This window comes from Paramagnetospirillum kuznetsovii, assembly GCF_003284725.1.
Taxonomy (GTDB): Bacteria; Pseudomonadota; Alphaproteobacteria; order Rhodospirillales; family Magnetospirillaceae; genus Phaeospirillum; species Phaeospirillum kuznetsovii.
Map to the genome: position 1 here is coordinate 23,100 of NZ_PGTO01000022.1, position 25,722 is coordinate 48,821.

The 25,722-nt window shown below is 64.7% G+C and carries 23 protein-coding genes; 5 read left to right on the plus strand and 18 right to left on the minus strand.

The features are described 5' to 3' along the window. The first annotated feature begins 129 nt into the window (after nucleotides 1–129). The gene (locus CU669_RS18205) at nucleotides 130–831 is read left to right on the plus strand and encodes a response regulator transcription factor (RefSeq protein WP_112147022.1); all 702 of its coding nucleotides are present in this window, start codon (nucleotides 130–132) and stop codon (nucleotides 829–831) included. Here the strand turns inward: CU669_RS18205 and CU669_RS18210 are convergent. Genes CU669_RS18210 through thiD form a run of 3 tightly spaced genes read right to left on the minus strand, consistent with a single transcriptional unit; the run spans nucleotide 815 to nucleotide 5,634 of the window. After that, a complete protein-coding gene (locus CU669_RS18210) occupies nucleotides 815–3,535 on the minus strand; it encodes a hybrid sensor histidine kinase/response regulator (RefSeq protein WP_146747782.1) in 2,721 nt (906 codons plus the stop codon). The two genes, CU669_RS18205 and CU669_RS18210, sit on opposite strands and share 17 nt — an antisense overlap. Continuing rightward, the gene (urtA, locus tag CU669_RS18215) at nucleotides 3,532–4,824 is read right to left on the minus strand and encodes an urea ABC transporter substrate-binding protein (RefSeq protein ID WP_112147024.1); all 1,293 of its coding nucleotides are present in this window, start codon (nucleotides 4,822–4,824) and stop codon (nucleotides 3,532–3,534) included. Before urtA ends, CU669_RS18210 begins: the two co-directional genes overlap by 4 nt. 18 nt (nucleotides 4,825–4,842) lie before the next feature. Next, nucleotides 4,843–5,634: a bifunctional hydroxymethylpyrimidine kinase/phosphomethylpyrimidine kinase gene (gene thiD / locus CU669_RS18220; protein ID WP_112147025.1), complete on the minus strand. Its 792-nt coding sequence runs from the start codon at nucleotides 5,632–5,634 to the stop codon at nucleotides 4,843–4,845. Nucleotides 5,635–5,816: 182 nt separating this feature from the next. Here thiD and CU669_RS18225 point away from each other — a divergent pair, with 182 nt between their 5' ends. Further along, nucleotides 5,817–6,008, plus strand: a complete 192-nt coding sequence (locus CU669_RS18225; protein WP_239988777.1) for a hypothetical protein — start codon at nucleotides 5,817–5,819, stop codon at nucleotides 6,006–6,008. Nucleotides 6,009–6,021: 13 nt separating this feature from the next. Here the strand turns inward: CU669_RS18225 and glmM are convergent, their stop codons facing one another. Then, on the minus strand, nucleotides 6,022–7,380 hold the full coding sequence (glmM, locus tag CU669_RS18230; protein WP_192884636.1) for a phosphoglucosamine mutase: 1,359 nt from the start codon (nucleotides 7,378–7,380) through the stop codon (nucleotides 6,022–6,024). Nucleotides 7,381–7,670: 290 nt separating this feature from the next. Here glmM and CU669_RS21200 point away from each other — a divergent pair, with 290 nt between their 5' ends. Continuing rightward, nucleotides 7,671–10,856 (plus strand): hypothetical protein, encoded by a 3,186-nt coding sequence (locus CU669_RS21200; RefSeq protein ID WP_146747783.1) that lies wholly within the window; start codon nucleotides 7,671–7,673, stop codon nucleotides 10,854–10,856. Between the two features lie 43 nt (nucleotides 10,857–10,899). Here the strand turns inward: CU669_RS21200 and folP are convergent, their stop codons facing one another. The 14 genes from folP to CU669_RS18310 all read right to left on the minus strand — a co-directional run bounded on the left by folP (nucleotide 10,900) and on the right by CU669_RS18310 (nucleotide 24,314). Further along, on the minus strand, nucleotides 10,900–12,018 hold the full coding sequence (gene folP, locus CU669_RS18245) for a dihydropteroate synthase (RefSeq protein WP_239988778.1): 1,119 nt from the start codon (nucleotides 12,016–12,018) through the stop codon (nucleotides 10,900–10,902). 37 nt (nucleotides 12,019–12,055) lie between these two features. Then, the gene (gene ftsH / locus CU669_RS18250) at nucleotides 12,056–13,918 is read right to left on the minus strand and encodes an ATP-dependent zinc metalloprotease FtsH (RefSeq protein ID WP_456095314.1); all 1,863 of its coding nucleotides are present in this window, start codon (nucleotides 13,916–13,918) and stop codon (nucleotides 12,056–12,058) included. Between the two features lie 126 nt (nucleotides 13,919–14,044). Further along, nucleotides 14,045–15,373: a tRNA lysidine(34) synthetase TilS gene (gene tilS, locus CU669_RS18255; protein ID WP_239988779.1), complete on the minus strand. Its 1,329-nt coding sequence runs from the start codon at nucleotides 15,371–15,373 to the stop codon at nucleotides 14,045–14,047. Then, nucleotides 15,374–16,399, minus strand: coding sequence for a tol-pal system protein YbgF (ybgF, locus tag CU669_RS18260; RefSeq protein ID WP_112147032.1), 1,026 nt, complete (start codon nucleotides 16,397–16,399; stop codon nucleotides 15,374–15,376). 144 nt (nucleotides 16,400–16,543) lie between these two features. Continuing rightward, nucleotides 16,544–17,032, minus strand: coding sequence for a peptidoglycan-associated lipoprotein Pal (gene pal, locus CU669_RS18265; protein ID WP_112147033.1), 489 nt, complete (start codon nucleotides 17,030–17,032; stop codon nucleotides 16,544–16,546). A gap of 164 nt (nucleotides 17,033–17,196) precedes the next feature. Then, nucleotides 17,197–18,531 carry a Tol-Pal system beta propeller repeat protein TolB gene (gene tolB / locus CU669_RS18270; protein ID WP_112147046.1) on the minus strand — a complete coding sequence of 445 codons (1,335 nt, stop codon included), beginning with the start codon at nucleotides 18,529–18,531 and terminating at the stop codon, nucleotides 17,197–17,199. 5 nt (nucleotides 18,532–18,536) lie between these two features. Continuing rightward, a complete protein-coding gene (locus tag CU669_RS18275) occupies nucleotides 18,537–19,463 on the minus strand; it encodes a TonB C-terminal domain-containing protein (RefSeq protein WP_239988781.1) in 927 nt (308 codons plus the stop codon). A gap of 15 nt (nucleotides 19,464–19,478) precedes the next feature. Continuing rightward, on the minus strand, nucleotides 19,479–19,946 hold the full coding sequence (gene tolR, locus CU669_RS18280; RefSeq protein WP_112147035.1) for a protein TolR: 468 nt from the start codon (nucleotides 19,944–19,946) through the stop codon (nucleotides 19,479–19,481). Then, on the minus strand, nucleotides 19,946–20,671 hold the full coding sequence (gene tolQ / locus CU669_RS18285) for a protein TolQ (protein ID WP_112147036.1): 726 nt from the start codon (nucleotides 20,669–20,671) through the stop codon (nucleotides 19,946–19,948). The genes tolR and tolQ overlap by 1 nt, the downstream gene beginning before the upstream one ends. A 5-nt stretch (nucleotides 20,672–20,676) precedes the next feature. Then, a complete protein-coding gene (locus CU669_RS18290; RefSeq protein ID WP_239988782.1) occupies nucleotides 20,677–21,102 on the minus strand; it encodes a YbgC/FadM family acyl-CoA thioesterase in 426 nt (141 codons plus the stop codon). A gap of 73 nt (nucleotides 21,103–21,175) precedes the next feature. After that, a complete protein-coding gene (gene ruvB / locus CU669_RS18295; RefSeq protein ID WP_112147038.1) occupies nucleotides 21,176–22,213 on the minus strand; it encodes a Holliday junction branch migration DNA helicase RuvB in 1,038 nt (345 codons plus the stop codon). 118 nt (nucleotides 22,214–22,331) lie between these two features. Next, nucleotides 22,332–22,970, minus strand: coding sequence for a Holliday junction branch migration protein RuvA (ruvA, locus tag CU669_RS18300; RefSeq protein ID WP_112147039.1), 639 nt, complete (start codon nucleotides 22,968–22,970; stop codon nucleotides 22,332–22,334). Then, nucleotides 22,967–23,464: a crossover junction endodeoxyribonuclease RuvC gene (gene ruvC / locus CU669_RS18305; protein WP_112147040.1), complete on the minus strand. Its 498-nt coding sequence runs from the start codon at nucleotides 23,462–23,464 to the stop codon at nucleotides 22,967–22,969. Before ruvC ends, ruvA begins: the two co-directional genes overlap by 4 nt. Nucleotides 23,465–23,561: 97 nt before the next feature. After that, nucleotides 23,562–24,314, minus strand: a complete 753-nt coding sequence (locus tag CU669_RS18310) for a YebC/PmpR family DNA-binding transcriptional regulator (protein WP_112147041.1) — start codon at nucleotides 24,312–24,314, stop codon at nucleotides 23,562–23,564. Nucleotides 24,315–24,543: 229 nt separating this feature from the next. Here CU669_RS18310 and lexA point away from each other — a divergent pair, with 229 nt between their 5' ends. Together lexA and CU669_RS18320 are read left to right on the plus strand one after the other, a co-directional pair. Beyond that, the gene (lexA, locus tag CU669_RS18315; protein ID WP_112147042.1) at nucleotides 24,544–25,242 is read left to right on the plus strand and encodes a transcriptional repressor LexA; all 699 of its coding nucleotides are present in this window, start codon (nucleotides 24,544–24,546) and stop codon (nucleotides 25,240–25,242) included. Between the two features lies 1 nt (nucleotide 25,243). Further along, on the plus strand, nucleotides 25,244–25,450 hold the full coding sequence (locus tag CU669_RS18320; protein WP_112147043.1) for a hypothetical protein: 207 nt from the start codon (nucleotides 25,244–25,246) through the stop codon (nucleotides 25,448–25,450). Nucleotides 25,451–25,722 lie beyond the last annotated feature (272 nt).

Genomic DNA, 25,722 nt, shown 5'->3' on the forward strand with positions numbered 1-25,722 from the left:
ACATAAAACATAATCGACCGGACACTGCCATTTACGGCAGCCGGGTGCAAGAACGTGCAGGCTGTGACCGGCAGACTATACGTCGGCTGTGTTTCTGGTATTTTTCCAAGGCAACAAAAAAAGAGCGTCATGTCGCAACAGCCGCAAATCCTGGTGGTCGATGACGATGAGGCGGTCAGGGGCATCATCGCCGCCTGTGCCGCCAAGGCCGGATATCGCGTGGCCCAGTCAGAGGATGCCGCCGGTCTGCGGGCTTGGCTGGATCATGGCGGCATCGACTTGATCCTGCTGGACGTCACCTTGCCCGACGGCAACGGATTTGCCCTGGCCCGCGACCTCCGCGCCAGATACGACGTGGGCATCATCATGGTGACCGAGAAGGGCGCCCCCGACGAACGCGCCCTGGGGCTCGAGATCGGCGCCGACGATTATCTGGCCAAGCCGGTCTATCCCCGCGAATTGCTGGCGCGCATCAAGAACGTGCTGGAGCGCCGCGCCGGATCCAGACCGCAGGCGGACGGCCACCGACTTGATTTCGCCGATTGGACCATGGATGGGCGTGAGCGGGTGGTGGCCGACCGCCACGGCCGCGCCCTCGACCTGACTCCGGCGGAATTCGATCTGCTGTCCATCCTGGTGGAGCGGGCCGGACGCATGCAGAGCCGCGACCAATTGATGGAGGCGCTGGGCTCGGCCGAAACGGAGGCTGGACCGCGCAGCGTCGACATCCTGATCAGCCGCCTGCGCAAGAAGTTGCTTGATCCCGCGCTGATCGAGACCTGTCGCGGCCACGGCTATCGCTTCACCGCCAAGATCACGCGCGCGACCTGATCCACGCCTTCAAGGCGGCCAGCCCGATTTCGGCGGCGCCATCCATCGAAGCCGCCAGGGACGTCGCCCGCGCCGGATCACCGGCACGGATCTCGCCTTCCACCGCCTTCGCCAGCGCCCGCAGCGCCGCCATGCCATTGGAACCGGCACTGCCCGCCAATCGGTGGGCGGCGTCGGCGGTCTCCTCGTCGCGTTTCTCGGCGATGGCACGATGCAGACGCTGCAATCCCGCCAGCACCGCCGCCTCGGCGACCATGGACAGGCGCTCCAATTCCTCCAGGCCGAGCGCCTCTTCCAATTCCTCGAGCAGCCGAAGATTGAGGGGGCCATCGGGCTCGGACTCGGCCTGGACCGCCGTGACGGAAGCCGCGCCCGACCGAACGGCGGCCAGGACTTGGTGCAGGCGGCGGGGATCGATGGGCTTGGCGACCACGTCCAGCATACCCGCCTCGACGCAAGCCGCCATGTCATCGCGCATCAGATTGGCGGTAACCGCCACCACCGGCAACCGGCCACCTCGGCCCGCCACCACGTCGCGCATGCGCCGTGTCGCCTCGAAGCCGTCCATGCCGGGCAGCCGGATATCCACCAGCGCCACGTCGAAATCCTCGTCGCCCACGGCGGCGATGGCCTCGGCGCCATTCTTGGCGGTCACGACCCGATGCCCGGCCCGCAGCAGCAGCCCGGCCAGCACCTGCCGATTGACCTCCTCGTCCTCGACCATCAGCACCGACAGCGGCGGCACCGGCTCCAACTCGTCGCCCGGCGGTCCGGGCTGACCGGCGGCGGCCTCCGAACGGACGAAGTCCAGCAGCACGGTGAAGCAGCTTCCCACCCCCACTTCGCTTTCCACCGTGATGGCGCCGCCCATGCCATCCACGAGGCGCTTGCAGATGGACAGGCCGAGCCCGGCACCGCCATAGCGCCGCGAAATGGAGGCATCCAGTTGGGCGAAGGGCTCGAACAATCCTTCGACGGCGTCGGGCGCGATGCCGATGCCGCTGTCGGTCACCTGGAACCGCAGGCGAACCCGGCCGCCATCGGTCTCCACCACCGTCACCGCGATGGCGATGCCACCTTGCTCGGAGAACTTGATGGCATTGCCCAGCAGGTTGAGGAGGACTTGCCGCAGCCGGGCCGGATCGCCCACCAGTTCGCCCGGCACATCCTCGCCGACGCGGCCGTGCAGTTGCAAGCCCTTGGCGTCGGCGGGAACCCGCATCAGGGAGACGAGGCTGTGGACCAGCTCCGCCGGGTTGAAGGCGCGCTGATCGAACGCCACCTCGCCCGCATCCACCCGCGACATGTCCAGAATGTCCGACAGCAGCACGGTCAGGGTCTCGCCCGACTGGCGGACGGTGCCAAGCCAGGCCATGGCCTGATCGTCGCCGGACACCCTGTCCTTCAGCAGTTCGGTCATGCCGATGATGCCGTTCATGGGGGTGCGCAGCTCGTGGCTCATCATGGCGAGGAACTCGGTCTTGGCCTTGGTGGCCGCCTCGGCGTGCTCCTTGGCGTCCCGCAGTTCCTGGGTGCGCTCGGCGACCTTGCGCTCCAGGCCCCGGTGGTAGGTGTGCAGTTCCAACGCCATGTCGTTGAAGGCGCTGGCCAGTTCGGCGATTTCCTGACTGCCCTCAACCATCACCGGCTCGTCGAACGCGCCCTTGGACAAGGTCCGGGTCGCCAATCCCAATTCGTGCAGCGGCCCGGTGATGGCGCGCGACATGAAGGTGGCCATCACCAAGCCGCAGATGGCGACGATGCCCGCGATCCAAAGCCCCATGACGCGCAACCGCGCAACGCTGGCCAGGGTCTCGGACACATCCATCTTGACCACCACGCCCCAGCGGAAGCTGGGAATATAACGCCACGCCGCCAGCACCGTCTCGCCCCGGTAATCCTCCGCCAAGCCGACACCGCGCTCGCCGCGCAGCGCCCGGTCGAACAAACGGCCCAGCGGATCTGATTCCGACAACTGGCGCTCGGGAGCCAGGGCCTGGGCGTGGCGCACCGGTCCATAGAGGGCGATGCGCCCGCCGCCCAACCGACCGCCCGCCAGGGTCTCGCCGGTCCGGCCCAGACCGGCGTAATCGGCCAGGATGTCGGTGATGGCGGCGGGATCGATCTCCATGACCACGACGCCGATCAGGCTGCCACCATTCAGGATGGGCGACGCCACGAAGGCGGCGGGCTGGCCATAGGGCGCCGAGGGCGCGAAATCGGACATCTCGCTTTCCAGCAAGGTGCGGGCGCGGTCGAACACACTGGCCAGCAGCGAGCCGCGCAACGACCCGCTCAGCAGATTGGTGCCGCTGGCCGGTCCGGCGGTGGAGGCGAAGGCCACGTCGCCCCCGGCGGTGACCAGCATCAGATTGCGGGCGCCATAGGTATCGGCGAAACGCGACAAGATGGGCCGGAAGCGGTCCTGCGCGGCGGTGCGCGAGGCCGGGGGCGACAACGCCGTCATGGCCTCCACCACGGTGGGGATATAGGCCAGCAGGGAGATCTCGCGCAGCCTTTCCTGCGCCAAGGCCTCGATGCGCGCCGTCTTTTGGTCGGCCAGCGAGGCCACATTGTGGCGGATCTCGTCTTCCAGCGCCCGCTCCGACACGCTGAAATAGGCCCAGACCACCATCAGCAGCGGCAAGACCCCCAACAGCAGATAACCGGCCGCGATCTCCACCGCCAAGCCCATGCGCTTCATGGCCGCGCCACCCGGGCGGGGGCCGCCCAATTACCGTCCCAACCGCTGTAGAGCCGGTCGAGAAAGCTGATCCACTCGCCCTTGGGCAGGAAGGACGGATACGGCACCGGACGGACCGGCCGCTGGGAATCCCACAGAATCTCGAAATTGCCATCGGCCCGGATGCGGCCGATGCGCACCGTCTTCCAGGTATGCTGGGTCACCGGATCGATGGTGACGGTGCCGCCCGGCGCCGCCATGCTCTGGCCCTTGATGGTGGCGCGGAAGTCGCGGAACTCGGCCGAGCCCGCCTCTTCCACCGCCTTGGCCCACAGCATGACGCCGAAATACGCGGCCTCCATGGGGGCGGTGGTGACATAGCCCTCGCCGTAACGAGCCTTGAAGCCCGACACGAAGTCGCGGTTCTCATCGGTATCGACGCTTTGGAAATAGTTGCGGGCGGCATAATCGCCGACCAGCATTTCGGCGCCCATGGCCTTGACCTCGGCCTCGGCGATGGAAAAGCTCATGACCGGAATCCGGTCGGGATGAATCCCGGCATCGCGCAACGCCCGGAAGAAGCCCAGATTGGAATCACCGTTGATGGTGTTGAAGATAACGTCGGGCCTGGCCCGCTTGATCTGGTCAACGATGGCCGTGAAATCCTGGTCGCCCAGGACGGCATAGGCCTCGCCCACCACCTGGCCCTGCAAGGCGGCCACCTGGGCGGCGATGATCTTGTTGGCGGTGCGCGGAAACACGTAGTCGGAGCCCACCAGGAACAGGCGGCGCCCCAGATGGTCGAGGCTCCATTTGATGGCGGGAATGATCTGCTGGTTGGGAGCGGCGCCGGTATAGACGATGTTGGGCGACTGCTCCAAACCCTCGTACTGCACCGGATAGAACAGTACCGCGTCATGGCGTTCGAATACCGGCTTGACGGTGCGGCGGCAGGCCGAAGTCCAGCAGCCGAACACCGCCGACACCTTGTCGGCGACGATCAGGCGCTCGGCGGCGGCGGCGAAGACGGACCAGTCGGACTTGCCATCCACCACCACCGCGTCCACCTTGCGGCCCAGCACGCCGCCCCGCCGGTTCAACTCCTCGATGGCGTATAAGGTGGCGTCGGCGACGGTGCGTTCCGACACCGCCATGGTGCCCGACAAGGAATGCAAAACCCCCACCTTGATGGGGCGCGTCTTGGATTGGCTGGGCCAGGCGGCAATGGCGGCGTAGATGGCGGCCCAACTGATACCCGCCAGCACGATGGCCGCCACGAAGTTCCGCTTGCGCTTGCCTGTATCCGCCAAGGGTTCGCTCCGACTGTCTCAGCCTAGGGGATGTCCGTGGTTGAGCGGACCGTGGCCCGCGCCCAGACCCGGAGCGGTCTCGATGGCCTTGCGGACATAGTCGCGCGCCCGCGCCACCGCCATGTCCACATCCATCCCCTGGGCGATGCCGGCGGCGATGGCGGACGCCAGGGTGCAGCCGGTGCCGTGGGTGGAGCGGCTGACGATACGGCGGCCGGAAAAGCTGCGCACACCGGCCCCATCGGCCAAGAGATCGACCAGGATATCGCCGTCCATATGGCCGCCCTTGAGCAACACCACCTGGGGGCCCAACGCCAGCAAATCCAGTACGGCATGCTCCATGGCGGCCAGATCGGGAATGGCGCGGCCCAGCAGAACCTCCGCCTCGGGAATATTGGGAGTCAGCAGACGCGTTCGGGGCAGCAGCAGGCGCGCCATGGCTTCGGCGGCGCTGTCGGCCAACAGCGATGCTCCCCCCTTGGCCACCATGACCGGGTCCACAACCAGCGGCACCGAGGGCGCCAATTCGGCCAGGGCCTCGGCCACCGCCTCGACAATGGCGAACGAGGCCAGCATGCCGGTCTTGATGCAATCGGCGCCGATATCGCTCAGGACCGCCGCCATCTGGGCGCGCACGAAGCCGGGCGCCACTTCGGCTATGGCGCTGACGCCCACGGTGTTTTGCGCCGTCAGGGCGGTAATGGCGGTGGTGGCATAGCCCCCCAGGCAAGTAATCGCCTTGATGTCCGCCTGAATTCCAGCGCCACCGCCCGAATCCGAGCCCGCAACCACCAGTACGCGCCCCTTCATTTGCAATCCTCTCATTTGGAATGGCTTGGCGACATTCTGCCACAACGCAGATGCGAGACTACATCTAGGTGACAAATTGTAATACAGCACCAGATGGGGGCTTTACCCTATTGTGCATCGCACCATTCTAATGTACGACTCACTCTATATCAGCGACGCTTCACCATAGCACGAGGCTCTCCATGCAGTACCGATATGAAGAGATCGACCAACTCGCCAAAATCCTCGAGGCGGAAGCCGCCGGTCACAGAATCGAGGTCGACCGCGCCCTCTCCCTGGCGGCACGCCTCAGCCAGCTATGCCCGGACATCTCCAGGAGCATGAGCTTGGTGATTGAACGGTTCGACCGTCGGTCGCAGCCTCGGGCGGCTTAGGGCGAGGCTTGCCTTAACCCGCCACCCGCCGGATGGTCTCGATGATATCGTCGACCACGGCGGTGACCAGGGCCTCATCCTCGCCCTCCGCCATGACGCGGATGAGCGGCTCGGTGCCGGACTTGCGGATCAGCAAGCGGCCGCGGCCCTTCAGGCGGCTTTCGCCGTCGGCGATGGCGGTGGTAACGGCGGCGGCGGCCAACACCTCTGCCACCGAGGAATTGGTCACCCGCACATTCTTCAAAATCTGGGGCAGTGGCTGGAACAGCCGCAGCATCTCGCTGGCGGGCTTGCCGCTTTGAACCAGGGCGGCCAGCACCTGCAAGGCGGCCACCAGTCCGTCGCCGGTCGTGGAATAGTCGGACAGGATGATGTGGCCCGACTGCTCGCCGCCGACGTTATAGCCTTCCTTGCGCATGTGTTCGAGCACGTAGCGGTCGCCCACATTGGTGCGCGCAAGCCCCAGGCCGCGCTGATCCAGGAAGCGTTCCAGCCCTAGATTGGACATGACGGTGGCGACGACGCCGCCGCCCTTGAGCTGGCCGGAGCGCGACCACAGGTCGCCCACCAGCGCCATCAGCTGGTCGCCGTCGATCATGTGTCCCAATTCGTCGCACAGCACCACCCGGTCGGCGTCGCCGTCCAGCGCGATGCCCAGATGGGCGCCATGGGTCACCACCTGCTGGCGCATCACCTCGGTGTGCAGCGAGCCGCAATCCTTGTTGATGTTGAAGCCGTCGGGATTGACCGCGACGGGCACCACCTCGGCGCCCAGTTCCCACAGCACGGTGGGGGCGACCTTGTAGGCGGCGCCGTTGGCGCAATCGACCACGATCTTCAGCCCGTCCAGGCGTAGCCCGCGCGGAAAGGTGTTCTTGGCGTATTCGATATAGCGGCCGTTGGCGTCGTCCAGCCGCTTGGCGCGGCCAAGATGGTCGGAGCCGACCCGATAGGCCTCAAGCCCGTTGAACATGCTGGCCTCGATGGTCAGCTCGTCCTCGTCGGACAGCTTGTAGCCGTCGGGGCCGAACAGCTTGATGCCGTTGTCTTCATAAGGATTGTGAGACGCCGAGATCATGACGCCCAGATCGGCCCGCAACGACCGGGTCAGCATGGCCACCGCCGGAGTCGGCAGCGGCCCCAACAGCATGACGTCCATGCCCACCGAGATGAACCCCGCCGTCAGCGCCGGTTCCAGCAGATAGCCCGACAGCCGCGTATCCTTGCCGATCACCACCATGTGACGATGGTCGCCCCGGGTGAAATGCCGCCCGGCGGCCATCCCCAGCTTCAGCGCCATCTCGGCGGTCATGGGCTCGATATTGGCGGTGCCTCGCACCCCGTCGGTGCCGAACAGCTTGCGCGTCATAATCTGGTCATCTTCCCTCTAGCAGAGGGGGATTGATTACCAAGCGCCGGACGGAATGGGAAGGGGAAAGGGGGGGGGCACGCAAGGCATTCAGCTTTGCCCCGTTGTGGAGTCGGCTTGCCGGAGTCCGTCTCTGGATGGGACGTCATCGCCCCTTGATTCTCGCCGATTTCATAGCGTTACACTCGACACCGGACTATCTTACCGTGATAGAGGTGACGCGCATAACTTATTGAGTGCATATTATCCTGATGCGGATTATCTTTTAACGGATAATTCGGCAAGGGGGCACAATGATGAGGAAACTCGCTGCGTTAGGCTTCGCCGCTGGGGCGACTGTACTGTCTGGCTGCAATCAAAATCCTTATGCCCTCGCGGTGGACAGCATCGACGAAAGCGGCCCTCAGAAGCCAGCCGCCATCCAAATCAGCGATCCGCAGATCTTCGCCCGCGAGACGCTGATCAATGATCGCCGCGATGAAGTCGCCTATCTGCGCGACCTGCTCGGCAAGAGCACCAGCCTCAGCTTCGAGCCTCAAATCAAACGCGAGGTCCAGATGATGCAGGCCCTCAAGGCCACTGGAAGCGTAACCATCGACCCCATGGCCATGGCGCAGGCGCGCCGGACCGAGCAACTCGACAAACTTCAATATCAGATCGAGTTGCAGCAAAAGCAGGCCGACCTGACCAATGCCAAGCTCAATGCCGAGATCGCCCGGAAGCGATTGAACGATGAAATCGCCAGCACGACGCCCGGCACCGCCAATGGGACCGTACCGGTCGAGCAGACAAAGGTGGACGCTCTCAACGCCAAGATACAAAGCCTCCAGGCGGACATCGATGCCATTAAGAAGCAGATCGCCAATTCCCCTGCTAGCCCCGATGCCAGTAAATTTCCAGGCACCGGGGCAAGCGGAACGGATGGCATCAGTTCCTCGCCGCTGGAAGAGTTTCATGATCGCGAGGCCTATCGCGACGAAATCCGCGCCAAGCTGGCAACCGCCGGACTGGATGACGGCCACGACGTCCGCGGCAGCGCCCTCTATCGCCTGCAATTCAACGCCACGGTATTGCCGGGAGAGCGTAAAGACAAATATGCGGCGACAAGAATTACGGTACGGCCGCCAAACATCGATGGGCAGGCCATCAATGATTTGTATAAATTATGGCTTGCCCACGTCTCCTATCGATTGAATGGACTGAGTGTAAAGCGAAAGGCAGACACCAATTATCTCGCCATGGCGGGTGGCAGCCCTCTGTATCGATATGTTGACCTTTCAATTGGAAATACAAATGCCATCATCAAGATTGTGGTTCCTCCTGAATTGCTTGGCGACGCCCAGCGTTTGATAGACGATGTGAGCATAATAAGAAGGGCCGCAAATACCATTGCCAATGTCAACACCATCATTCAAGACGAATTTCGCATACATGAAATAAATGAAAGAAGGTCTATCGAAAGCGGAAAGCCATATACACCGACAAATAGATACAATGACATTATTTATGGACTTGAAATAAATGATCACTGCGAGATTAATGATGAATCCAGGTCAAAGACATCATTTGAAGATATGAAACACCCTAAATCACCATATTACCCGCTATCAATTTATGATGCGTTTGAACTTGCTGGCCCAGGCGGTCGGGCGACCTCCCTCGCAAGTTATGTCGCGGCGTCCATTCGCGGTATGGGCGATTGGAACGAGTTGAATGATGACGCGGCGATTCAGAAGATTGAGCGCCTCGTCTCGGCGATCCAATCCCTTGAATTCGAGGCGAGCCGCTTTCGCGGACGATTGCGAGGGACGGATAAGGCAAAAGAAGCCTGCGCGAAGCTCCTTACGAGTTCGGTGCCGCAGGAGTTCAGTGACTTTATAAGAAGTTCCGCCAAAACAACGAGGAAGGCCCCCCCTCCCGCCATCGCCGCCGCTTATGCCGCGACACCGACGGAACTGGTCCAGCGCATGTCCACCGCGACCTCCGCCATCACCTCGCTCGAATTGGGACTCGCGGTCACCGCCAACCTGATGGCTCAGGGCACCACGGCCAATGCCAATATCAATTACACCCGCTCCGCCCTGGGTAAGGTCGATGCGCGCGAGCGCATCCCCCTGGTGGTCGGATTTGCCGGAAGCAAAATTCCGGAGGGAAATCAGGTTCCGTTGCCTCAATTTGGTTGGGTTTTCGGCCCCCATGTGGCGCTTGATCCCGCATCGCAAAAGCTCACCCTGGTCCAGGGCGTGCGCGATCACACCCTGACCGCCGAAATTTCGGTTCCTGGATGGTGGCCCTATATCAACCTCGATGTGGAAAGCGCCTGGATCGCCAACTGGAATGAGGGCGAGAGCGCCAAGTCGGCCCTGGACGGCGAGGAGAACCTGACGGCGAAGCGAAGCATCGTCAAACACCTGTCTCCCAACCGGGCCGATTTCGACGGTCTGAGCGAGGCGCTGGCGCGCGCCACCTTCGGCGGCTCCCTGGCCAATACCCGGATCATCGACACCAGCCCGAACACCGTCACTGTATGTGGATCGGAGACCACGATCCTGATCTACGGCTCCAGCATCTGGCGGGGCAGTCAGGTCTATCTCAATGGGATCAAGGCCACTCAGATCGATGTCCTGCCCGATATGGCAGGGCTGGCGGCAACCTTTGATTCCAGCAAGTTGCCAAAGGCGATGACGGACGCGGAACTGGTGGTATGGACTCGTGACGGCCCCGCCCGTGCGCTCAGGAATATCGTCAGCCCAAAAAACTGCAATGGCACGGCAGAGCCGAATCCGAACCTGCCGGGCAACATGTCCTCATCCGTCACCCATTATCTGGTCAATACCGGCGGCATGCTGACGGTAAAGACCGGGTCTCCGCTTAAGGACTATGCCTCCCTCTCTCTTCAGGTCCGGCCGACCACGCCCCGCGGCGGAGTCCCAGCCACCTGGATCAGTGGAACCGGAGCCGTTTCGGCGAGCAACGACGGCCTGACCTATGCCCAAAAAATCACCCTCGATCCCGAGGACATCAATCTAAAGGGCAAGTCGGCCCCCCTGTTGGAGGCCAGACTGGTCGTGACCCGGCACCCGGGTGGCGACCCCGAGTACAAGCCCATTTCGGCCCAAATCGTCTATTACGGCTCCGAGCCTCAGGCCGCTGTTTCGACCGATGGTCCAATGACCAAGCTGGATCAGCCGATCACGGTGTCATTGCCCCAGAAGGCAAAGCTGGCTTTTCCGGGTTTCTCTCCCGGCAAGTCGAAGATCAAGGCGACCATCAACTCTGATTTCCCCCTTAAGGTCGCGCAAAATTACGATGCCGAGAGCAACCAACTCTCCCTCGTCCTCTTACTCGCTCCCAAGACGGGGGGAAAGACCGAGGCCGATCTCAGAAGCGCGGCACGGACAATCACGCTTGAATGGGCCGACAAGGGCACACCGCCCTTCCAGCCGACCACCGTCTCCTTGCCTGCCGCGGCGAAATGAAAGGGCCGCGACGTGACGGGACATTTTTTCGTCAAGTCGCGACTTATCCCCCTCCCCGCATCGCCCGCCACACGGCGACCGCCTGCACCGTCTCCGCCACGTCGTGAACCCGCAACACCTGCATCCCGGCATCCAGGCCCGCCAGATTGGCGGCCAGGGTGCCGGGAAAGCGGTGCTGGGCGTCCTCGCCCCTGGATAGCTTCGCGACAAAGCTTTTGCGCGACACGCCCAAGAGGACCGGGCAGCCAAGACCGTGATAAAGCGCCAGCGATCCCAGGATCTGGGCGCAATGCCCCGCCGTCTTGCCGAAGCCGATGCCGGGATCGACGCAGATCCGCGACAGCGGAATTCCGGCGACGCGACAGGCCTCCACCCGCTCGGCGAGGCCGTCCAGCACGTCTAGGGGTGCACAATCATAGTGGGGATCGGTCTGCATGGTGCGGGGATCATCGCCCCGCATGTGCATCAGGCACAGATCGGCCCCGGTGCGGGCCGCCACCGCCAGGGCGTCGGGATCATGGCTGAGCGCGGTGACGTCGTTGATGATTTTCGCCCCCGCCGCCACCGCCGCCGCCATAATTCGGGCATGGCGGGTGTCGATGGAGACGCAAATGCCCTTCTCGGCCAAGGCGCGCACCACGGGGAGGACGCGCCGCTCTTCCTCCTCCACCGAGACCGGCTGGGCGCCGGGCCGGGTGGATTCGCCGCCCACGTCGATCAGGGAGGCGCCCGCCTCGACCATGGCCAGAGCGCGGGCGACGGCGTCGGCATGGGCGAAGGCCTCGCCGCCGTCGGAGAAGCTGTCGGGCGTCACATTGACGATGCCCATGACATGAGGGCGATCCATCTCCAGCCCGCCCCAGGCGGGGCGCTTGGCGCCGATGCGGTGGATGGCCTGGGCCACATGGCGGGCGATGTCGGGGCTTTCGCCCTCGGCCCATTCCACCGCCTCGTTGAACGGCGCCACCGCGAGGTCGGCACCGCCCTCCTCCCGGCGCAGGGCGACGGCGAGCGCGGTGAAGGCGGCCCAACCATCGGCCAGCGGCCAGCCGTTGCCCGAGATGATTGCGGCGGCGGCCTGCTCGCCCCACACCAGTCCGGTGGGCAGCAGATAGAGATTGCGGGCGAGATCGAGCCCTTCATGCGCGAAACCCCGCGGCAAGGCGGGGCTTCGACGGAAGGCGGATGACACCAGGGCCTCAGGCACCGGGTTGGGGCTCTGGCCCGAAGCTGCCGCGACCGGCGGGGCCGGAGGTCGGCACCGAGGAGCGGCGGGGCTGGTCCTTGGGGCGATAGTCGCTGTCGCCCTTCACCAGGGGCTCGCCCCGGATCAGGGTGTCGATGTCGTCACGGGACAAGGTCTCGTATTCCAGCAGCCCCTTGGCGATGATCTCCAACTCGGCGCGGAACTTGGCGAGGATTTCACGGGCGGTGTTCTCGCCCTCCTCCACGAAGCGGCGAACCTCGGAATCGATCAGGCTGGAGGTGGCTTCGGACACGCTCTTGTGCTGGGTCACCGAATGGCCCAGGAAGATTTCCTCCTGGTTGTCGTTGTAGCGCAGCGGCCCCAGCTTCTCGGAGAAGCCGAATTCGGTCACCAACTTGCGCGACAGTTCGGTGGCGCGCTGGATGTCGTTGGACGCGCCGGTGGTCACCGCGTCGAGGCCGAAGATCATCTCTTCCGCCACGCGGCCGCCGAAGAAGGCGGCGATCATGGACTTGATCTGGCGCAGCGACAGGGAATAGCGGTCCCGCTCGGGCAGCGACATGGTCAGGCCCAGGGCGCGTCCCCGCGGAATGATGGTGACCTTGTGCAGCGGCTCGTGGCCGGGCACATGCATCATCACCAGGGCGTGGCCCGCCTCGTGATAGGCGGTCAGCTTCTTCTCCTCCTCGGACATGACCATGGAGCGCCGTTCGGCCCCCATCATCACCTTGTCCTTGGCGGCCTCGAAGTCGGACATGGTCACCACCCGCTTGCCGATACGCGCCGCCAGCAGGGCCGCCTCGTTGACCAGATTGGCCAGATCGGCGCCGGAAAAGCCGGGGGTGCCGCGCGCGATGACGCGGGCGTCCACGTCGGGCGACAGCGGCACCTTGCGCATATGGACCTTGATGATCTTCTCGCGGCCCAGGATGTCGGGATTGGGCACCGTCACCTGCCGGTCGAAGCGGCCGGGACGCAGCAGCGCCGGGTCCAGCACGTCGGGGCGGTTGGTCGCCGCGATCAGGATGACGCCTTCGTTGGATTCGAAGCCATCCATCTCCACCAGCAACTGGTTCAGGGTCTGCTCGCGCTCGTCATTGCCGCCGCCGAGACCGGCGCCGCGGTGACGGCCCACCGCGTCGATTTCATCGATGAAGATGATGCAGGGAGCGTTCTTCTTGCCTTGCTCGAACATGTCGCGGACGCGGCTTGCTCCGACGCCGACGAACATCTCCACGAAGTCGGAACCGGAAATGGTGAAGAACGGCACATTGGCTTCGCCGGCGATGGCGCGAGCCAGCAAGGTCTTGCCGGTGCCGGGCGGGCCGACCAACAGGCAGCCTTTCGGAATCTTGCCGCCAAGACGCTGAAACTTCTGGGGATCCTTGAGGAATTCGACGATTTCCTCAAGCTCCTGCTTGGCCTCATCGATGCCCGCCACGTCCTCGAAGGTGACGCGGCCGGTCTTTTCGGTCAGCAGGCGGGCGCGGGACTTGCCGAAGCCCATGGCCTTGCCGCCGCCCGACTGCATCTGGCGCATGAAGAACACCCAGACGCCGATCAGCAGCAGCATGGGGAACCAGGAGACCAGCACGCTCCACAGGGTGGGCGTATCGTCGCCGGGCGGAACGGCGGTGATCCGCACGTTCTGGCCGCGCAGCTTGTCGACCACGTTGGCGTCCTGCGGCATATAGGTGGTGAAGGGGCGACCATCGGTGAAGTGACCGGAAATACCGCTTCCCTGGATGGTGACGTCGGCCACCGAGCCCCGGTCCACATCGGCCAGGAAGTCGGAATAGGAGGTCTGACCCAACCCCCGAGGCGGCGTCGATGCCTGGAAGAGGTTGAAGAGCATCACCAGCAGCACGGCGATGATGACCCACAGCGCCAGGTTCTTGCTGAAATTCAAGGTCCGGTCCTTCCCAATTAGGCCAATATGACCAATGCAGCCCGCAGGCGTCGTCCTACAAATAATGCCGATTCACGCCGAGACAAGCCGCTGCGCCGAGGCCGTCAGGCAAAAGGCGGGAGCAACATCCAAACGTCGCAGCGCCGCCTCGGCCAATGCATGGTTATAGCCGAGGTGAGGCACGGCGGAAACACCATCCTCGTTCATAATCGCAGGTAATGTGGGGCGCACGCAGGCGGGCAGCTTGATCAAGGGGCTGGCGCCGCGTTCCGGACGCGGCCTGCGCCCCCCCAAAGCCCCCAGCCGCAACCCGGCGGGCGCATCCTGGGCCACCTCGGCCATGAAGCGTCCGTCCCAACAGACGGTCGCGCCGGGAACGAGATCAACCGCCGGGGCCACCTTGGCGGGCTCGCGGCAGACGATCATCTCCCCCACCTCGGGAACCAGCCGACAGCCGCCCAGGGTGCGCGCCTCGCCCATTCCCGCCCGCAGATGGAAATACAGCCGTTCCAGCGCTTCCAGGCGCGGCGCATGGACGCCGCCGCCCACCGCCATGATCAGACGCGCCAGCAGCCGCAGGCCGATTTCCTCTGGCATCGCGGCCAAGGCCTCGGCGCGGATGCGAACGAAACCGGCGGCATGGGGCTCGACCCAGCGGGCCGCCGCCTCGGCGGTGGCTTGCTCCAAGGCGGCGCGAACCCGGCCCAGGCGCGACGCCGTCGCCGTCAGCCGCTCCGCCGTCAGTCCCTCCGCCGCCAGGGCAGGCATCAGGCGCCGCAGCCGAACCCGCGCATAGGCTTCGTCCTGATTGGACAAGTCCTCGACCCATTCCTGGCCCGAAGCGGTCAGGGTGGCGATCAGACGTTGGCGCGGAATGTCCAGCAGCGGCCGCAGCAATCGCCCCCAGCGGGTCGGATGCACCGGGGCCATGGCGGAAAGCCCATCGACGCCGGAGCCCCGTCCGAGGCGCAACAGCAGGGTTTCCGCCTGATCCTCGCGGTGATGGGCCAACAGCAGATGCAAAATGCCCTTCGATCGGCAGAACGCGCCCAGCAAACCGTAGCGGGCGTCTCGCGCCGCCGCCTGGATGCCGGTGGCGGGTTTGTCGCCGCTCCAGTGGAGGGTGGCGTGACGAATGCCGCGCGCCTCCATCCAGCAGGCCACCCGCACCGCCTCAGCCGATGATTCCGCCCGCAATCCGTGATCCACGGTCACGGCAATGGCCTCGCCGCCCTGGGCGCGGGCCCAATGGGCGGCCAGAAGGGCCAAGGCCATGCTGTCGGAACCACCCGAAACCGCCACGACGACACGGGGACGCGACTCGAACGGCCCCAGACCGGTCATCAAGGACGAGAAATCATCGGCGGTAAGCGGGGCGCGCTCGGACCGCGCCGTACTCACCTATTTGCAGCCCAGACGCTGCTTGTCGCCGGTGGCTGCGCGCTTGATGCGATCAGCCATGCCGGGATGCTCGGCGAACAGCAGGGCATAGGTGCGGCAGGCCTGATCCTTCATGTCCAACTGACCGAAGGACGCCCCCAGCTTGTAGAGCATGTCGGGAGCCTTGGTGTGCTTGGGATATTTCTTGTAGGCCTCGCCGAACAGCTTTGCCGATTGGGCGAAGTCCTTGCGCTGGGAAAAGGCGATATCGCCCAGCCAGTATTGGGCATTGCCCGCCAGTTGGTGATTGGGAAAGGCCTTCAGGAAGGCCTGGAAGCCGCGCTCGGCATTGTCGTAATCGCCCTTCTGGGCCAGGGAATAGGCGTCGTCATAGGCCGCCTGCGGATCCTTGGGGGTGGCAGCGGGGGCGGCCGTGGGCGCGGCTTGGGCTTGGGCCTCGGCCTTCTTGGCATCCTTCTGGGACAATTGCCCCAGGGTTTGCGGTCCCGGAGCCGGGCCGTCGTTGTCGGCGGAATTGACGCCCGGCTTGACGCCCTTGGGCGGGATCAACACAGGCGCCCCATTGGGCGTGGTGGCGGGCATGGAGACGCTTTGCGTCGCACTCTGCGGCGCCTGCACGGACGACGAGCCCTGAGGCCGCGCATCCAGCAATTCCTTGAAGCGCAGGTCTATGTCCGTCTGCAAGCGCTCGAGCTGCTTCATGGCTTGAGCAGTCTTGAAATTGGCTTCCTCGATCTTGCCGGTCAGGAAGCGGTTGGCGTCTTCCAACTCGTTGATGCGGTCTTCCAGGCGCGACGCCATGCTGCCCGCGACACTGCCGTCATTGGCGGCGGGCGAGCGGATCACGGTAGGGCTGGCCCCTCCCCGCGCCGCCTGGCTTTGCACGATGGACAGATCGCGTTCCAGCCGCTCGATGCGGTCATACAGGGCGCGAGTCTCGCTTTGGGCCTGGGCGGGAGCGGATGCCACGACGACAAGGCCACCCAGCAGGGCGACAAACACGGTGGAAGTGATGATGCGTCGCACGGGCCGGCCTCGTCTGCGATAAAGGTGATGGTCAGGGATAGTCTTCAATGACTTCAAGGCAAAAATAAGGCGCCCGCCCGATCCGCCGGTCGTTGGACCTGACGAACGGGCGGACGCCCCACTTTCACGCCGTAATCGACCTGATTAGTTCAGGACGGTCACGCCACGACGGTTCTGCGACCAGGCGGCCTCGTTCGAGCCGAGAGCAACCGGACGCTCCTTGCCGTAGGAAACAACCTTGACGCGGGCGGCGGCAACGCCGTTCGCGGCCAGGAATTCCTTGACGGCATTCGCGCGCTTCTCGCCCAGGGCGAGGTTGTATTCGCGAGTGCCGCGCTCGTCGGCATGACCTTCGATGGTCATGGAGTAGTTGGCGTACTGCTTCAGCCAGGCGGCCTGCTTGGCCAGAGTGGCCTTGGCGTCGGCGCGCAGGCTGGTCTTGTCGAAGTCGAAGAAGACGCGATCGCCGACATTGGCGACGAAATCTTCCTTCGAGCCCGGGGCGATGGTCTTCGCACCGGTCATCGGAGTGGTCTGACCAGCACCACCCTTGGTACCGGTATCGGAAGGCGCGGATTCGCAAGCCGCGAGCAGGGCGGCGGCGGCAAAGATGCTCAGGAAACGCAGTTTCATATTTGAGGACTCCCCCTCAGTGCGACGCGGGAAAAACACAACGATCGGACCCAAGAGACTCCGCGCCGGCCGCAGACCGGCACGCCCCGCCGGTGACATCGTAGGCTTGCAACCCGATGGCACCGGTAAAAATCCTAATCGGCGCGGACTATACAAACATAATTCTAGGGAATCAAGGGGGACCACGCAGGATCGGACCCATCAATCGGAGTTAAAAGAACCCGCTCGTTGGTTCCGGTCAAATCGATGGTGTAAAGGCGCACCGACTGACCACGACCTCTTTCATCGGACGGAGATTCGCGGAAAAAGGCCAAAACCCGCCCGTTCGGCGCCCAAGTGGGGCCTTCCACCAGGAAGCCTTCCGCCAGCAGGCGCTCGCCCGAACCGTCGGGACGCATGACACCTATGAAGAATTGCCCGCCCTTTTGCTTGGTGAAGGCGATCAGATCGCCACGCGGACTCCAGACCGGCGTGCCGTAACGGCCGTCGCCGAAGCTGATGCGGTTGGGATTGGCCCCGCCAGCGGTCATGATATAAAGCTGCTGCCCGCCGCCCCGGTCGGATTCGAACACGATCTGCTGACCGTCGGGCGAATAGCTGGGCGCGGTGTCGATGGCGGGATGATTGGTCAGACGAGACTTCTGACGTGTCAGAAGATTCATTTCGTAGACTTCGGTGTTGCCATCCTCGGCCATGCTGAGCACGACCTTGTTGCCGTCGGGCGAGAAGCGCGGCGCGAAGGTCATGCCGGGGAAATTGCCCAACACCTCGCGACGACCGGTATCCAGATTGAAGATATAGACGCGCGGCACGCCCTTGAAATAAGACAGATAAGTGATCTCGCGCGAGCTGGGCGAGAACCGGGGCGTCAAGACCAGATCGCTGCCATCGGTCAGGAAGCGGTGATTCTCGCCATCCTGGTCCATGATGGAGAGGCGCTTCTTGCGGTCGTTCTTCGGACCCGATTCGGCGATATAGACGATCTGGGTATCGAAATAGCCGTCCTCGCCGGTGACGCGCTTATAGATGGCGTCGGCCACCTTGTGCGACAGGCGACGCCAATCGGACGGAGCCGCCGACAAGGTCCAGCCGGTCATATAGGCCTCGGCGAACACGTCCCACAGGCGGAACTCCACCTTCACCCGCCCGTCTGGGGTCGCTTCCACCTTGCCCGAGACCAGAGCCTCGGCATTGATGGCCTTCCAATCGGGGAAGCGCGGCTGCACCTGCAGGCTGGCCACTGTCTGGATGAAGGCCTTGGGGTCGATGGGCTTGAACAGGCCGGAACGTTCAAGATCGGCCGACACCACCATGGCGATGTCGTGGCCGATCTTGGTCTCCTGCCCGGAACCGCCCGCGAATTCGGGGATGGCGATGGGCATCGGCTTCATCTGGCCGCGTGTGATGTCGATGCGCACCTCGGCCACGGCCGGAAAGGCCATCAGGATGCCGAGGGCGTAGACTGCGGCCACTGCCGCGAGGAATCGGGTGCGTGACATGGGGATCACCTTCCTGCCGCGAATTTGGGGTTGAAGGCCAGGGTAAAGTCCTTGAACTGGTCGTATTTATTGAGCGGTATGGGCAGCGGGCTGGCCGCCTTCACCGCCCGTCGGGCGCTGTCGGCGGCGGCCTGATAATAAGGGTTCAGCATCATGGTGGGATCGCCCATCTGGATCTGGGCATCGGTCACGGTGCCGTCGGGCAGCACCGAGACACGGATATAGACCACCAGCTTATCGGCGTCCTTGGCCCCCGCCGGGACGTTCCAGAACCGCTCGATATGGGCGCGGATGCGATCCTTCTCGGTCATGGAGACCGGTTCGTTGGGATTGTTGGACAGCGAGCCGCGCACCGACTGGGCCTGGGTCTGGGTGGCGTCCTTGTTCTCGGGCGCCGTCGGCTTCAACTTCTCGGCCGACTTCAACAGCTTGTCCAACTCGTCCTGCGGCTTGGGCTTCTTCTTGTCCACGGATTTGAGCAGCGAATCCAACTCGTCGGTGACGTTCTTCTGCTTCTTGGGCGGCTCCGGCTTGGGCTCCGGCTTCGGCGGCTCCGGCTTGGGCGGTTCCGGCTTTGGTTCCGGCTTGGGCGCGGGCGCGGGCGCAGGCTCCGGCTTGGGAGGCGGCGGCGGCGGCGGGGCCGGAGTGGGCGGCGGCGGCGGCGGCTGAGGCTTGGGAGGCTCGGGCTTGGGCGGCTCGGGCTTTGGGGGCTCGGGCTTCGGCGGTTCGGGCTCGGCCTTCTGGGGTTCGGGCTGCGGCTTATTGTCCTGCAACGGCGGCGGATTGCTCTTTTCGCCGATGGGGACGATATCGACCACCATGGGAGTCTCGTCCATGGGCGGCTCACGCCAGAACTGCGGCAGCCCGAAGACCGCGATCAAGAAGATCGCCAGATGCAGGATGCCGGAGAAGACGTAACTTTCGCGCCGCATTTCCATGATCGAGACCTAGCGCGCTCCCTTCTTGACGGGCTTGGCGGGATCGGTGGAGCCCTTGACCTCGGTGACCAGCGCCACCTTGGGGAAACCGGACGCGCCCAGGGTTCCCATCACTTCCATGACGCGGCCGTAATCGATGCCCTTGTCGCCGCGCACGAAGATGCGGGTATCGGGCTTCTGGGCGGTGATGGCCTGGAGACGCGGGGCCAATTGATCCAACTCTACCTCGGTTTCCTGGATCCAGATCTTGCCGTGGGCGTCGATGGTCACCGACAGCGGCTGGTCGTCGCCCTTGAGCGGCGCGGCCGAGGTCTTGGGCAGGTCCACCTGGACGCCCGCGGTCAGCAGCGGCGCGGTGACCATGAAGATCACCAGCAGCACCAGCATCACGTCCACCATGGGCGTGACGTTGATTTCGGCCACCGGGCGGAAGCGCTTGGAATGGCCTCCCTTGCGGGCTCCGATGGAGGCGCCCATCAGGCCTTCTCCTCGAGCTGACGCGACAGAATGGCGCCGAATTCACCGGCGAAATTCTCCAGCCGCTTGGAATAGCGGTCCAGGTCGCTGGAAATCTTGTTGTAGGCGATCACCGCAGGAATGGCGGCGACGAGCCCCAGCGCGGTGGCGAACAGCGCCTCGGCGATGCCGGGAGCCACCACCGCCAGCGAGGTATTCTTGGTGGCCGCGATGGACTGGAAGCTGTTCATGATGCCCCAGACGGTGCCGAACAGGCCGACGAAGGGTGCGGTGGAGCCCACCGAGGCCAGGAAGCCCAGGCGGCGTTCCAGCATTTCCATCTCGCGGCCCAGGGTGACGCTCATCACCCGGTCGATGCGCTGGGGCAGGCTGGCCCGCGTGCTGTCGCGGTCGGCGAGGCCCTTGGCCGCCGTGCGGCGCCATTCGCGCATGGCGGCGACGAAGATGGAGGACATGGGGTCCATGGGCCGCGAGCCGATGCGGTCGTAGAGTTCTTCCAGCGATCCGCCGGACCAGAAGGCTTCCTCGAACTGCTCCGCCTTGGTGTGCAATTGGCGCACCTTGAGCAGCTTGTCGAAGATGATCGCCCAGCACCAGAACGAGGCGGCGATCAAGGCCAGCATGACGAATTTGACGATGATGTCGGCGCGCATGAACAGCGCCCACATGGACAAATCCATCTGAGCCGCCGCTCCTGCGGCACCCACTGCCTGAGAAGGATCCATGATACCTACCGCCTTTCGCTGATCCAGTTCCCGAACAAGTCCCTAACCCCGGCCGGAATGCGCGCGGGCTTGCCGGACAGGGTGATATAGCCTAGCCGAACGTCGATGCGAACCACTTCCGTGCCCTCGGGCTCGCGTTTTATGGCTTGACGCAATTCGACGCTGGCGCCGCCCACCGCCATTACCTGGGTTTCCACCCGCAAAAGATCGTCCAGCTTGGCGGGCCGAATGAAGTCGATATTCGCACCCCGCACCGCAAAGGCGAAGCCCCCGCCCTCTTCCAGTAAGGCGCGCTGGCTGATACCCATCTCGCGCACCAGCTCGGTCCGCGCCCGCTCGGCGAAGTTGAGATAGTTGGAGTGATAGACGATGCCGCCGGCATCGGTGTCCTCGTAATAGACCCGGATGGGGAAGGCGTGAAGGCGGGTCATGGCGTCGCGCTCCCGGCCTGGGGCGGGCTGGAAGCCCGCGCTCCGGAGCGCGGCCATCCCGGCCGCCCACCGCTCATTCCCCGTCCTCCGGCAGTTTGGCCAGCAGGTCGAGCTGCACCAACAGATCCTTGGGCGGATTGAGGCCGATATGCTTGAAGCCGGAAGCCGACAGCATGCGCCCCCTGGGGGTGCGCTGGATCATGCCTTGCTGCAGCAGATAGGGTTCCACCACCTCTTCCAGGGTGTCGCGGCTTTCCGACAGGGCGGCGGCCAGGGTTTCCACCCCCACCGGGCCGCCGCCGTAATTCTCGGCGATGCAGCGCAGATAGCGGCGATCCATGGCGTCCAGGCCGATCTGATCCACTTCCAGCCGGTTGAGCGCCGCATCGGCCACCGGGGCGCTCACCGGCGACTTGCCCGCCACGGCGGCGAAATCGCGCACCCGGCGCAGCAATCGCCCGGCGACCCGGGGTGTGCCGCGCGAGCGCCGCGCCACCTCGGCGGCGCCGTCGGCGGTCAGGGCAAATCCCAGCACGCGGGCGGCGCGGCTAATGATGCTTTCCAGTTCGTCCGGCGTATAGAAATTCATCCGGCACGGTATGCCAAAGCGTTCGCGCAGCGGCGTGGTCAGCAGGCCGGAACGGGTGGTCGCTCCCACCAGGGTGAACGGGGGGAGATCGATGCGCACCGAGCGGGCGGCAGGCCCCTCGCCGATGATGAGGTCGAGCTGAAAATCCTCCATGGCAGGATAAAGCACTTCCTCTATGGCAGGATTAAGGCGGTGTATCTCGTCGATGAACAGGACGTCGCGGGGCTCCAGATTGGTCAGCAGCGCCGCCAGATCCCCGGCCCGCTGGATCACCGGCCCCGAGGTGGCGCGAAAGCCGACGCCCAGTTCGCGGGCCATGATCTGGGCCAGGGTGGTCTTGCCCAGGCCGGGCGGGCCGTGGAACAGCACATGGTCCAGCGCCTCGCCACGAGCGCTCGCCGCGCTGATGAAAACCTTCAAATTCTCGCAGACCTGACGCTGGCCGACGAAATCGTCCAGGCTTTGCGGCCGGATGGAGGCCTCCGGCTCGCCGGGGCGCTGTTCGGGGGAAACCTCTCTCATGGCGTCGCCTCATGGGAGGAAGGCACCATGCGGGCGGGACGCCCGCGCTCCGGCGGCATGGGGAGCGCGGGCGTCCCGCCCGCACCCAAGGCATGATCCGTGAAATCGGTCTCGCTCGTCATCGCACCAGATCCTTGCCCAGCCGCTTCAGGGCGGCGCGGATCAGGGTGGAGGCGTCGGCCTCCTCGGGCAGGTCACGTGCCGTCTCGCCCACCGCCTGGAAGGCCTCGAGCCGCTTGTAGCCCAGGTTCACCAGGGCGGAGATGGCGTCTTCCATCCGCCCGGCACTCACCGGCATGGGCAGCGCCCCCGGCAGCGAGACGACCGGCCCGCCCGGCGCGAAGCCGCCTAGGCTGATCTTGCCCGCCTTGTCCTTCAACTCGGTGAGGATGCGCAGCGCCAGCTTGGGGCCGACCCCGTTGGCCCGCGTCAGCCCCGCCTTGTCCTGGGCCGCGATGATTTGCAGAAGTTGCTCGGGCGCCGCCACCGACAGGATGGACAGCGCCACCTTGGCCCCCACTCCCTGAACGGTGGTCAGCAGGCGGAACCAGTCGCGCTCGCCGGTCTCGAGGAAGCCGTAAAGCTGGATGGCGTCCTCGCGCACATGGGTCTCGATGAACAGGCTGGCGGCCGTTCCCGCTTCCAGCCGCCCCAGGCTGCGGGCCGAGCACGACACCAGATAGCCGACTCCGGAGCAGTCCACCACCGCCCAGTCGTCGCCCAGCGAATCGATCAGGCCCTTCAGCTTGGCGATCATGACAGCGCCCTCGCCAGTCGTTTCTGGGTCGAGCGATGATGGGCGTGGCAGATGGCCACCGCCAGGGCGTCGGCGGCATCGGGGGTGGCGGCGAGGCAGCCGGGCAGCAGGGTGCGGACCATCATGCCCACCTGCTGCTTGGCGGCGCGGCCGGTGCCGACCACCGACTGCTTGACCAGGGCGGCGGCGTATTCCCCAACCACCAGACCGGCCTTGGCGGGCGCCAACAGCACGACGCCGCGCGCCTGGCCCAGCTTCAGTGTGCTTTCCGGGTTCTTGTTGACGAAGGTTTCCTCCACCGCCGCCTCCTCCGGTTCCCATTGGGCGATGACGCCATTGACCCCATCGAACAACTGAGTCAGGCGCTCGGCCAGGGACAGCGACGCATCGGAGCGGATCACGCCATCGGCGACGTGACGCAGGCGGTTGTCCACCACGTCGATGACCCCCCAGCCCGTATTGCGCAGCCCCGGATCGAGGCCTAGAAGTCTCATATTTTCCGCCTCAATCGCCGGCGCACGCCTCCGCGTGCTTGGCTTTCGCGCCATAAGGCGCGCGCCCTCAACGGGCTCGTCGCTTCGCTCCAAGCGGTCACCCGCCGAGACGCTCCATCAGCTCATCGGAAATCTCGAAATTGGCCTGAACCCGTTGGACGTCGTCATTGTCCTCCAGGATATCCAGCAGCTTGAGCAGCGCCTTGGCGGCCTCTTCATCGGTCACCGGCACGGTGGTCTGCGGCTTCCAGTCAAGGCGGGCGTATTCCGGGGTGCCGAACTTGGCTTCCAGCGCGTCGCGCACGGCGCCGAGATCGTCGGGCGCGCAGGTGACCTCGTGGCCCTCCTCATCGGATTCCACATTATCCGCCCCCGCATCCAGCGCGCCCTCGAACATGGCCTCGCCGGTGGCCGCCGCCGCCGGATAGCGGATGGCGCCGATGCGGTCGAACATGAAGGACACCGAATTGGTCTCGCCCAGGGCGCCGCCGTTCTTGTTGAAGGCGGTGCGCACTTCGGTGGCGGTGCGGTTGCGATTGTCGGTCAGCCCCTCGACGATGATGGCCACCGAACCGGGACCATAGCCCTCGTAGCGGACTTCCTCGTAATTGGCGCCGTCCTCGCCCCCCGCGCCGCGCTTGATGGCGCGGTCCATGGTGTCCTTGGACATATTGGCGCCACGCGCCGCCACGATGGCCGCCCGCAGGCGCGGATTGGCCGCCGGGTCGGGCAAGCCCGCGCGCGCCGCCACCGTCAATTCGCGGATCAACTTGGTGAAGATCTTGGCCCGCTTGGCGTCCTGCGCCCCCTTGCGGTGCATGATGTTCTTGAATTGTGAATGACCCGCCATGGTCCGACCCTAGCCCCAACGCCATGAAAAGAGATGGCATGCCTATACCACATGTTGTGGCAAAGCAACAGCGGTCAGCACCGCTTCCGTCATGCCTTGTCCTATCGGCCAAGGATTCCGCCATGAGAACCAAAAAGAATCATCTTGACGCATAACGGGAACGCGACTAGAACAAACGCAGAAGGTTTGAACTTTGTTCCCATGGGGTCGATCGGCGGGGAGAATCGAAATGCTGACACGCAAACAATACGAGTTGTTGATTTTCATTGATCAGCGGCTGCGCGCCACCGGCATATCGCCGTCCTTCGACGAAATGAAGGACGCCCTCGACCTCAAGTCCAAGTCCGGCATCCATCGCCTGATCACCGGGTTGGAGGAACGCGGCTTCATCCGACGCCTCGCCCACCGCGCCCGCGCCCTGGAAGTCATGCGTCTGCCCGAGAACGCCGCCGATCAACCGCTGCCGCAGTCCAGCAAGGCGTTCTCGCCCACCGTCATCAAGGGCGGCTTCACTTTGACCGGGGCGCCGGTGGCTGGCCCCTCCGACGCGGTCACCCTGCCCCTTTACGGCAAGATCGCCGCGGGCACCCCCATCGAGGCGCTGCGCGATCATTCCAACAGCGTCGATATCCCCGCCGCCATGCTGGGCAGTGGCAATCACTATGCCCTGACCGTCGAGGGCGATTCCATGATCGATGCCGGCATCCATGATGGCGATACCGTGGTGATCCGCTCGTGCGATTCCGCCGATGCCGGGACCATCGTGGTCGCCCTGGTGGACGACGAGGAGGTCACCTTGAAGCGACTGCGCCGCAAGGGCGCCTCCATCGCCCTGGAACCGGCCAACACCAAGTACGAAACCCGCATCTTCCCGCCCGACCGGGTCAAGGTGCAGGGCCGCCTCGTCGGCCTGCTGCGGAGCTACTGAGATGGGATCGTTTCGCCCGCTGCGCTTTGGCTTCGCCCTGGACGGCAGCCCCGCCAGCCACGACCATGCCGAAATGAGGGTGACCTATCTCGGCTATTTCAATCGCAAACACGCCGAAGCCGATGCACGGCGCCGCTTCGAGGAATGGCGCCGCATGGGCAATCCGGTGGCCCGGCTGCGCTCCGCCGATCAGGTGGTGCTGGGATAAGAAAAGGGGGGGCGGATTTCCGCCCCCTTCGTTTTTGCGACGCCGTTTGGCATTGGGGCCAATCGACATTCAAGCGGACATCGAGAAGGGAAATGGGCCACAGATGAGCACAGATTCCCGCTGCGCGGGACACAGATAGGAAATTCATCTGTGCTTATCTGTGTTCATGTGTGGACGGCCCCTGCGTTGCAAGGGAAATGTGAAGCAGGCACCACCGGTCTGGGGCAGTCATGTGTCCGGCCTGTTTGCGCGGCATACCTGGCCGCTGGCCA

Bases quoted from the DNA above. Each gene is read 5' to 3' on its own strand.
- CU669_RS18290 (WP_239988782.1), bottom strand. From the start codon at position 21,102: ATGACCCGCCTTCACGCCTTCCCCATCCGGGTCTATTACGAGGACACC.
- CU669_RS18225 (WP_239988777.1), top strand. From the start codon at position 5,817: ATGCAGTACCGATATGAAGAGATCGACCAACTCGCCAAAATCCTCGAG.
- ftsH (WP_456095314.1), bottom strand. From the start codon at position 13,918: ATGCTCTTCAACCTCTTCCAGGCATCGACGCCGCCTCGGGGGTTGGGT.
- ruvA (WP_112147039.1), bottom strand. From the start codon at position 22,970: ATGATCGCCAAGCTGAAGGGCCTGATCGATTCGCTGGGCGACGACTGG.
- CU669_RS18275 (WP_239988781.1), bottom strand. From the start codon at position 19,463: ATGCGGCGCGAAAGTTACGTCTTCTCCGGCATCCTGCATCTGGCGATC.
- CU669_RS18310 (WP_112147041.1), bottom strand. From the start codon at position 24,314: ATGGCGGGTCATTCACAATTCAAGAACATCATGCACCGCAAGGGGGCG.
- thiD (WP_112147025.1), bottom strand. From the start codon at position 5,634: ATGAAGGGGCGCGTACTGGTGGTTGCGGGCTCGGATTCGGGCGGTGGC.
- tolB (WP_112147046.1), bottom strand. From the start codon at position 18,531: ATGTCACGCACCCGATTCCTCGCGGCAGTGGCCGCAGTCTACGCCCTC.
- CU669_RS18210 (WP_146747782.1), bottom strand. From the start codon at position 3,535: ATGAAGCGCATGGGCTTGGCGGTGGAGATCGCGGCCGGTTATCTGCTG.
- pal (WP_112147033.1), bottom strand. From the start codon at position 17,032: ATGAAACTGCGTTTCCTGAGCATCTTTGCCGCCGCCGCCCTGCTCGCG.
- CU669_RS21200 (WP_146747783.1), top strand. From the start codon at position 7,671: ATGATGAGGAAACTCGCTGCGTTAGGCTTCGCCGCTGGGGCGACTGTA.
- lexA (WP_112147042.1), top strand. From the start codon at position 24,544: ATGCTGACACGCAAACAATACGAGTTGTTGATTTTCATTGATCAGCGG.
- ruvB (WP_112147038.1), bottom strand. From the start codon at position 22,213: ATGAGAGAGGTTTCCCCCGAACAGCGCCCCGGCGAGCCGGAGGCCTCC.
- tolR (WP_112147035.1), bottom strand. From the start codon at position 19,946: ATGGGCGCCTCCATCGGAGCCCGCAAGGGAGGCCATTCCAAGCGCTTC.
- CU669_RS18320 (WP_112147043.1), top strand. From the start codon at position 25,244: ATGGGATCGTTTCGCCCGCTGCGCTTTGGCTTCGCCCTGGACGGCAGC.
- tolQ (WP_112147036.1), bottom strand. From the start codon at position 20,671: ATGGATCCTTCTCAGGCAGTGGGTGCCGCAGGAGCGGCGGCTCAGATG.
- ruvC (WP_112147040.1), bottom strand. From the start codon at position 23,464: ATGAGACTTCTAGGCCTCGATCCGGGGCTGCGCAATACGGGCTGGGGG.
- CU669_RS18205 (WP_112147022.1), top strand. From the start codon at position 130: ATGTCGCAACAGCCGCAAATCCTGGTGGTCGATGACGATGAGGCGGTC.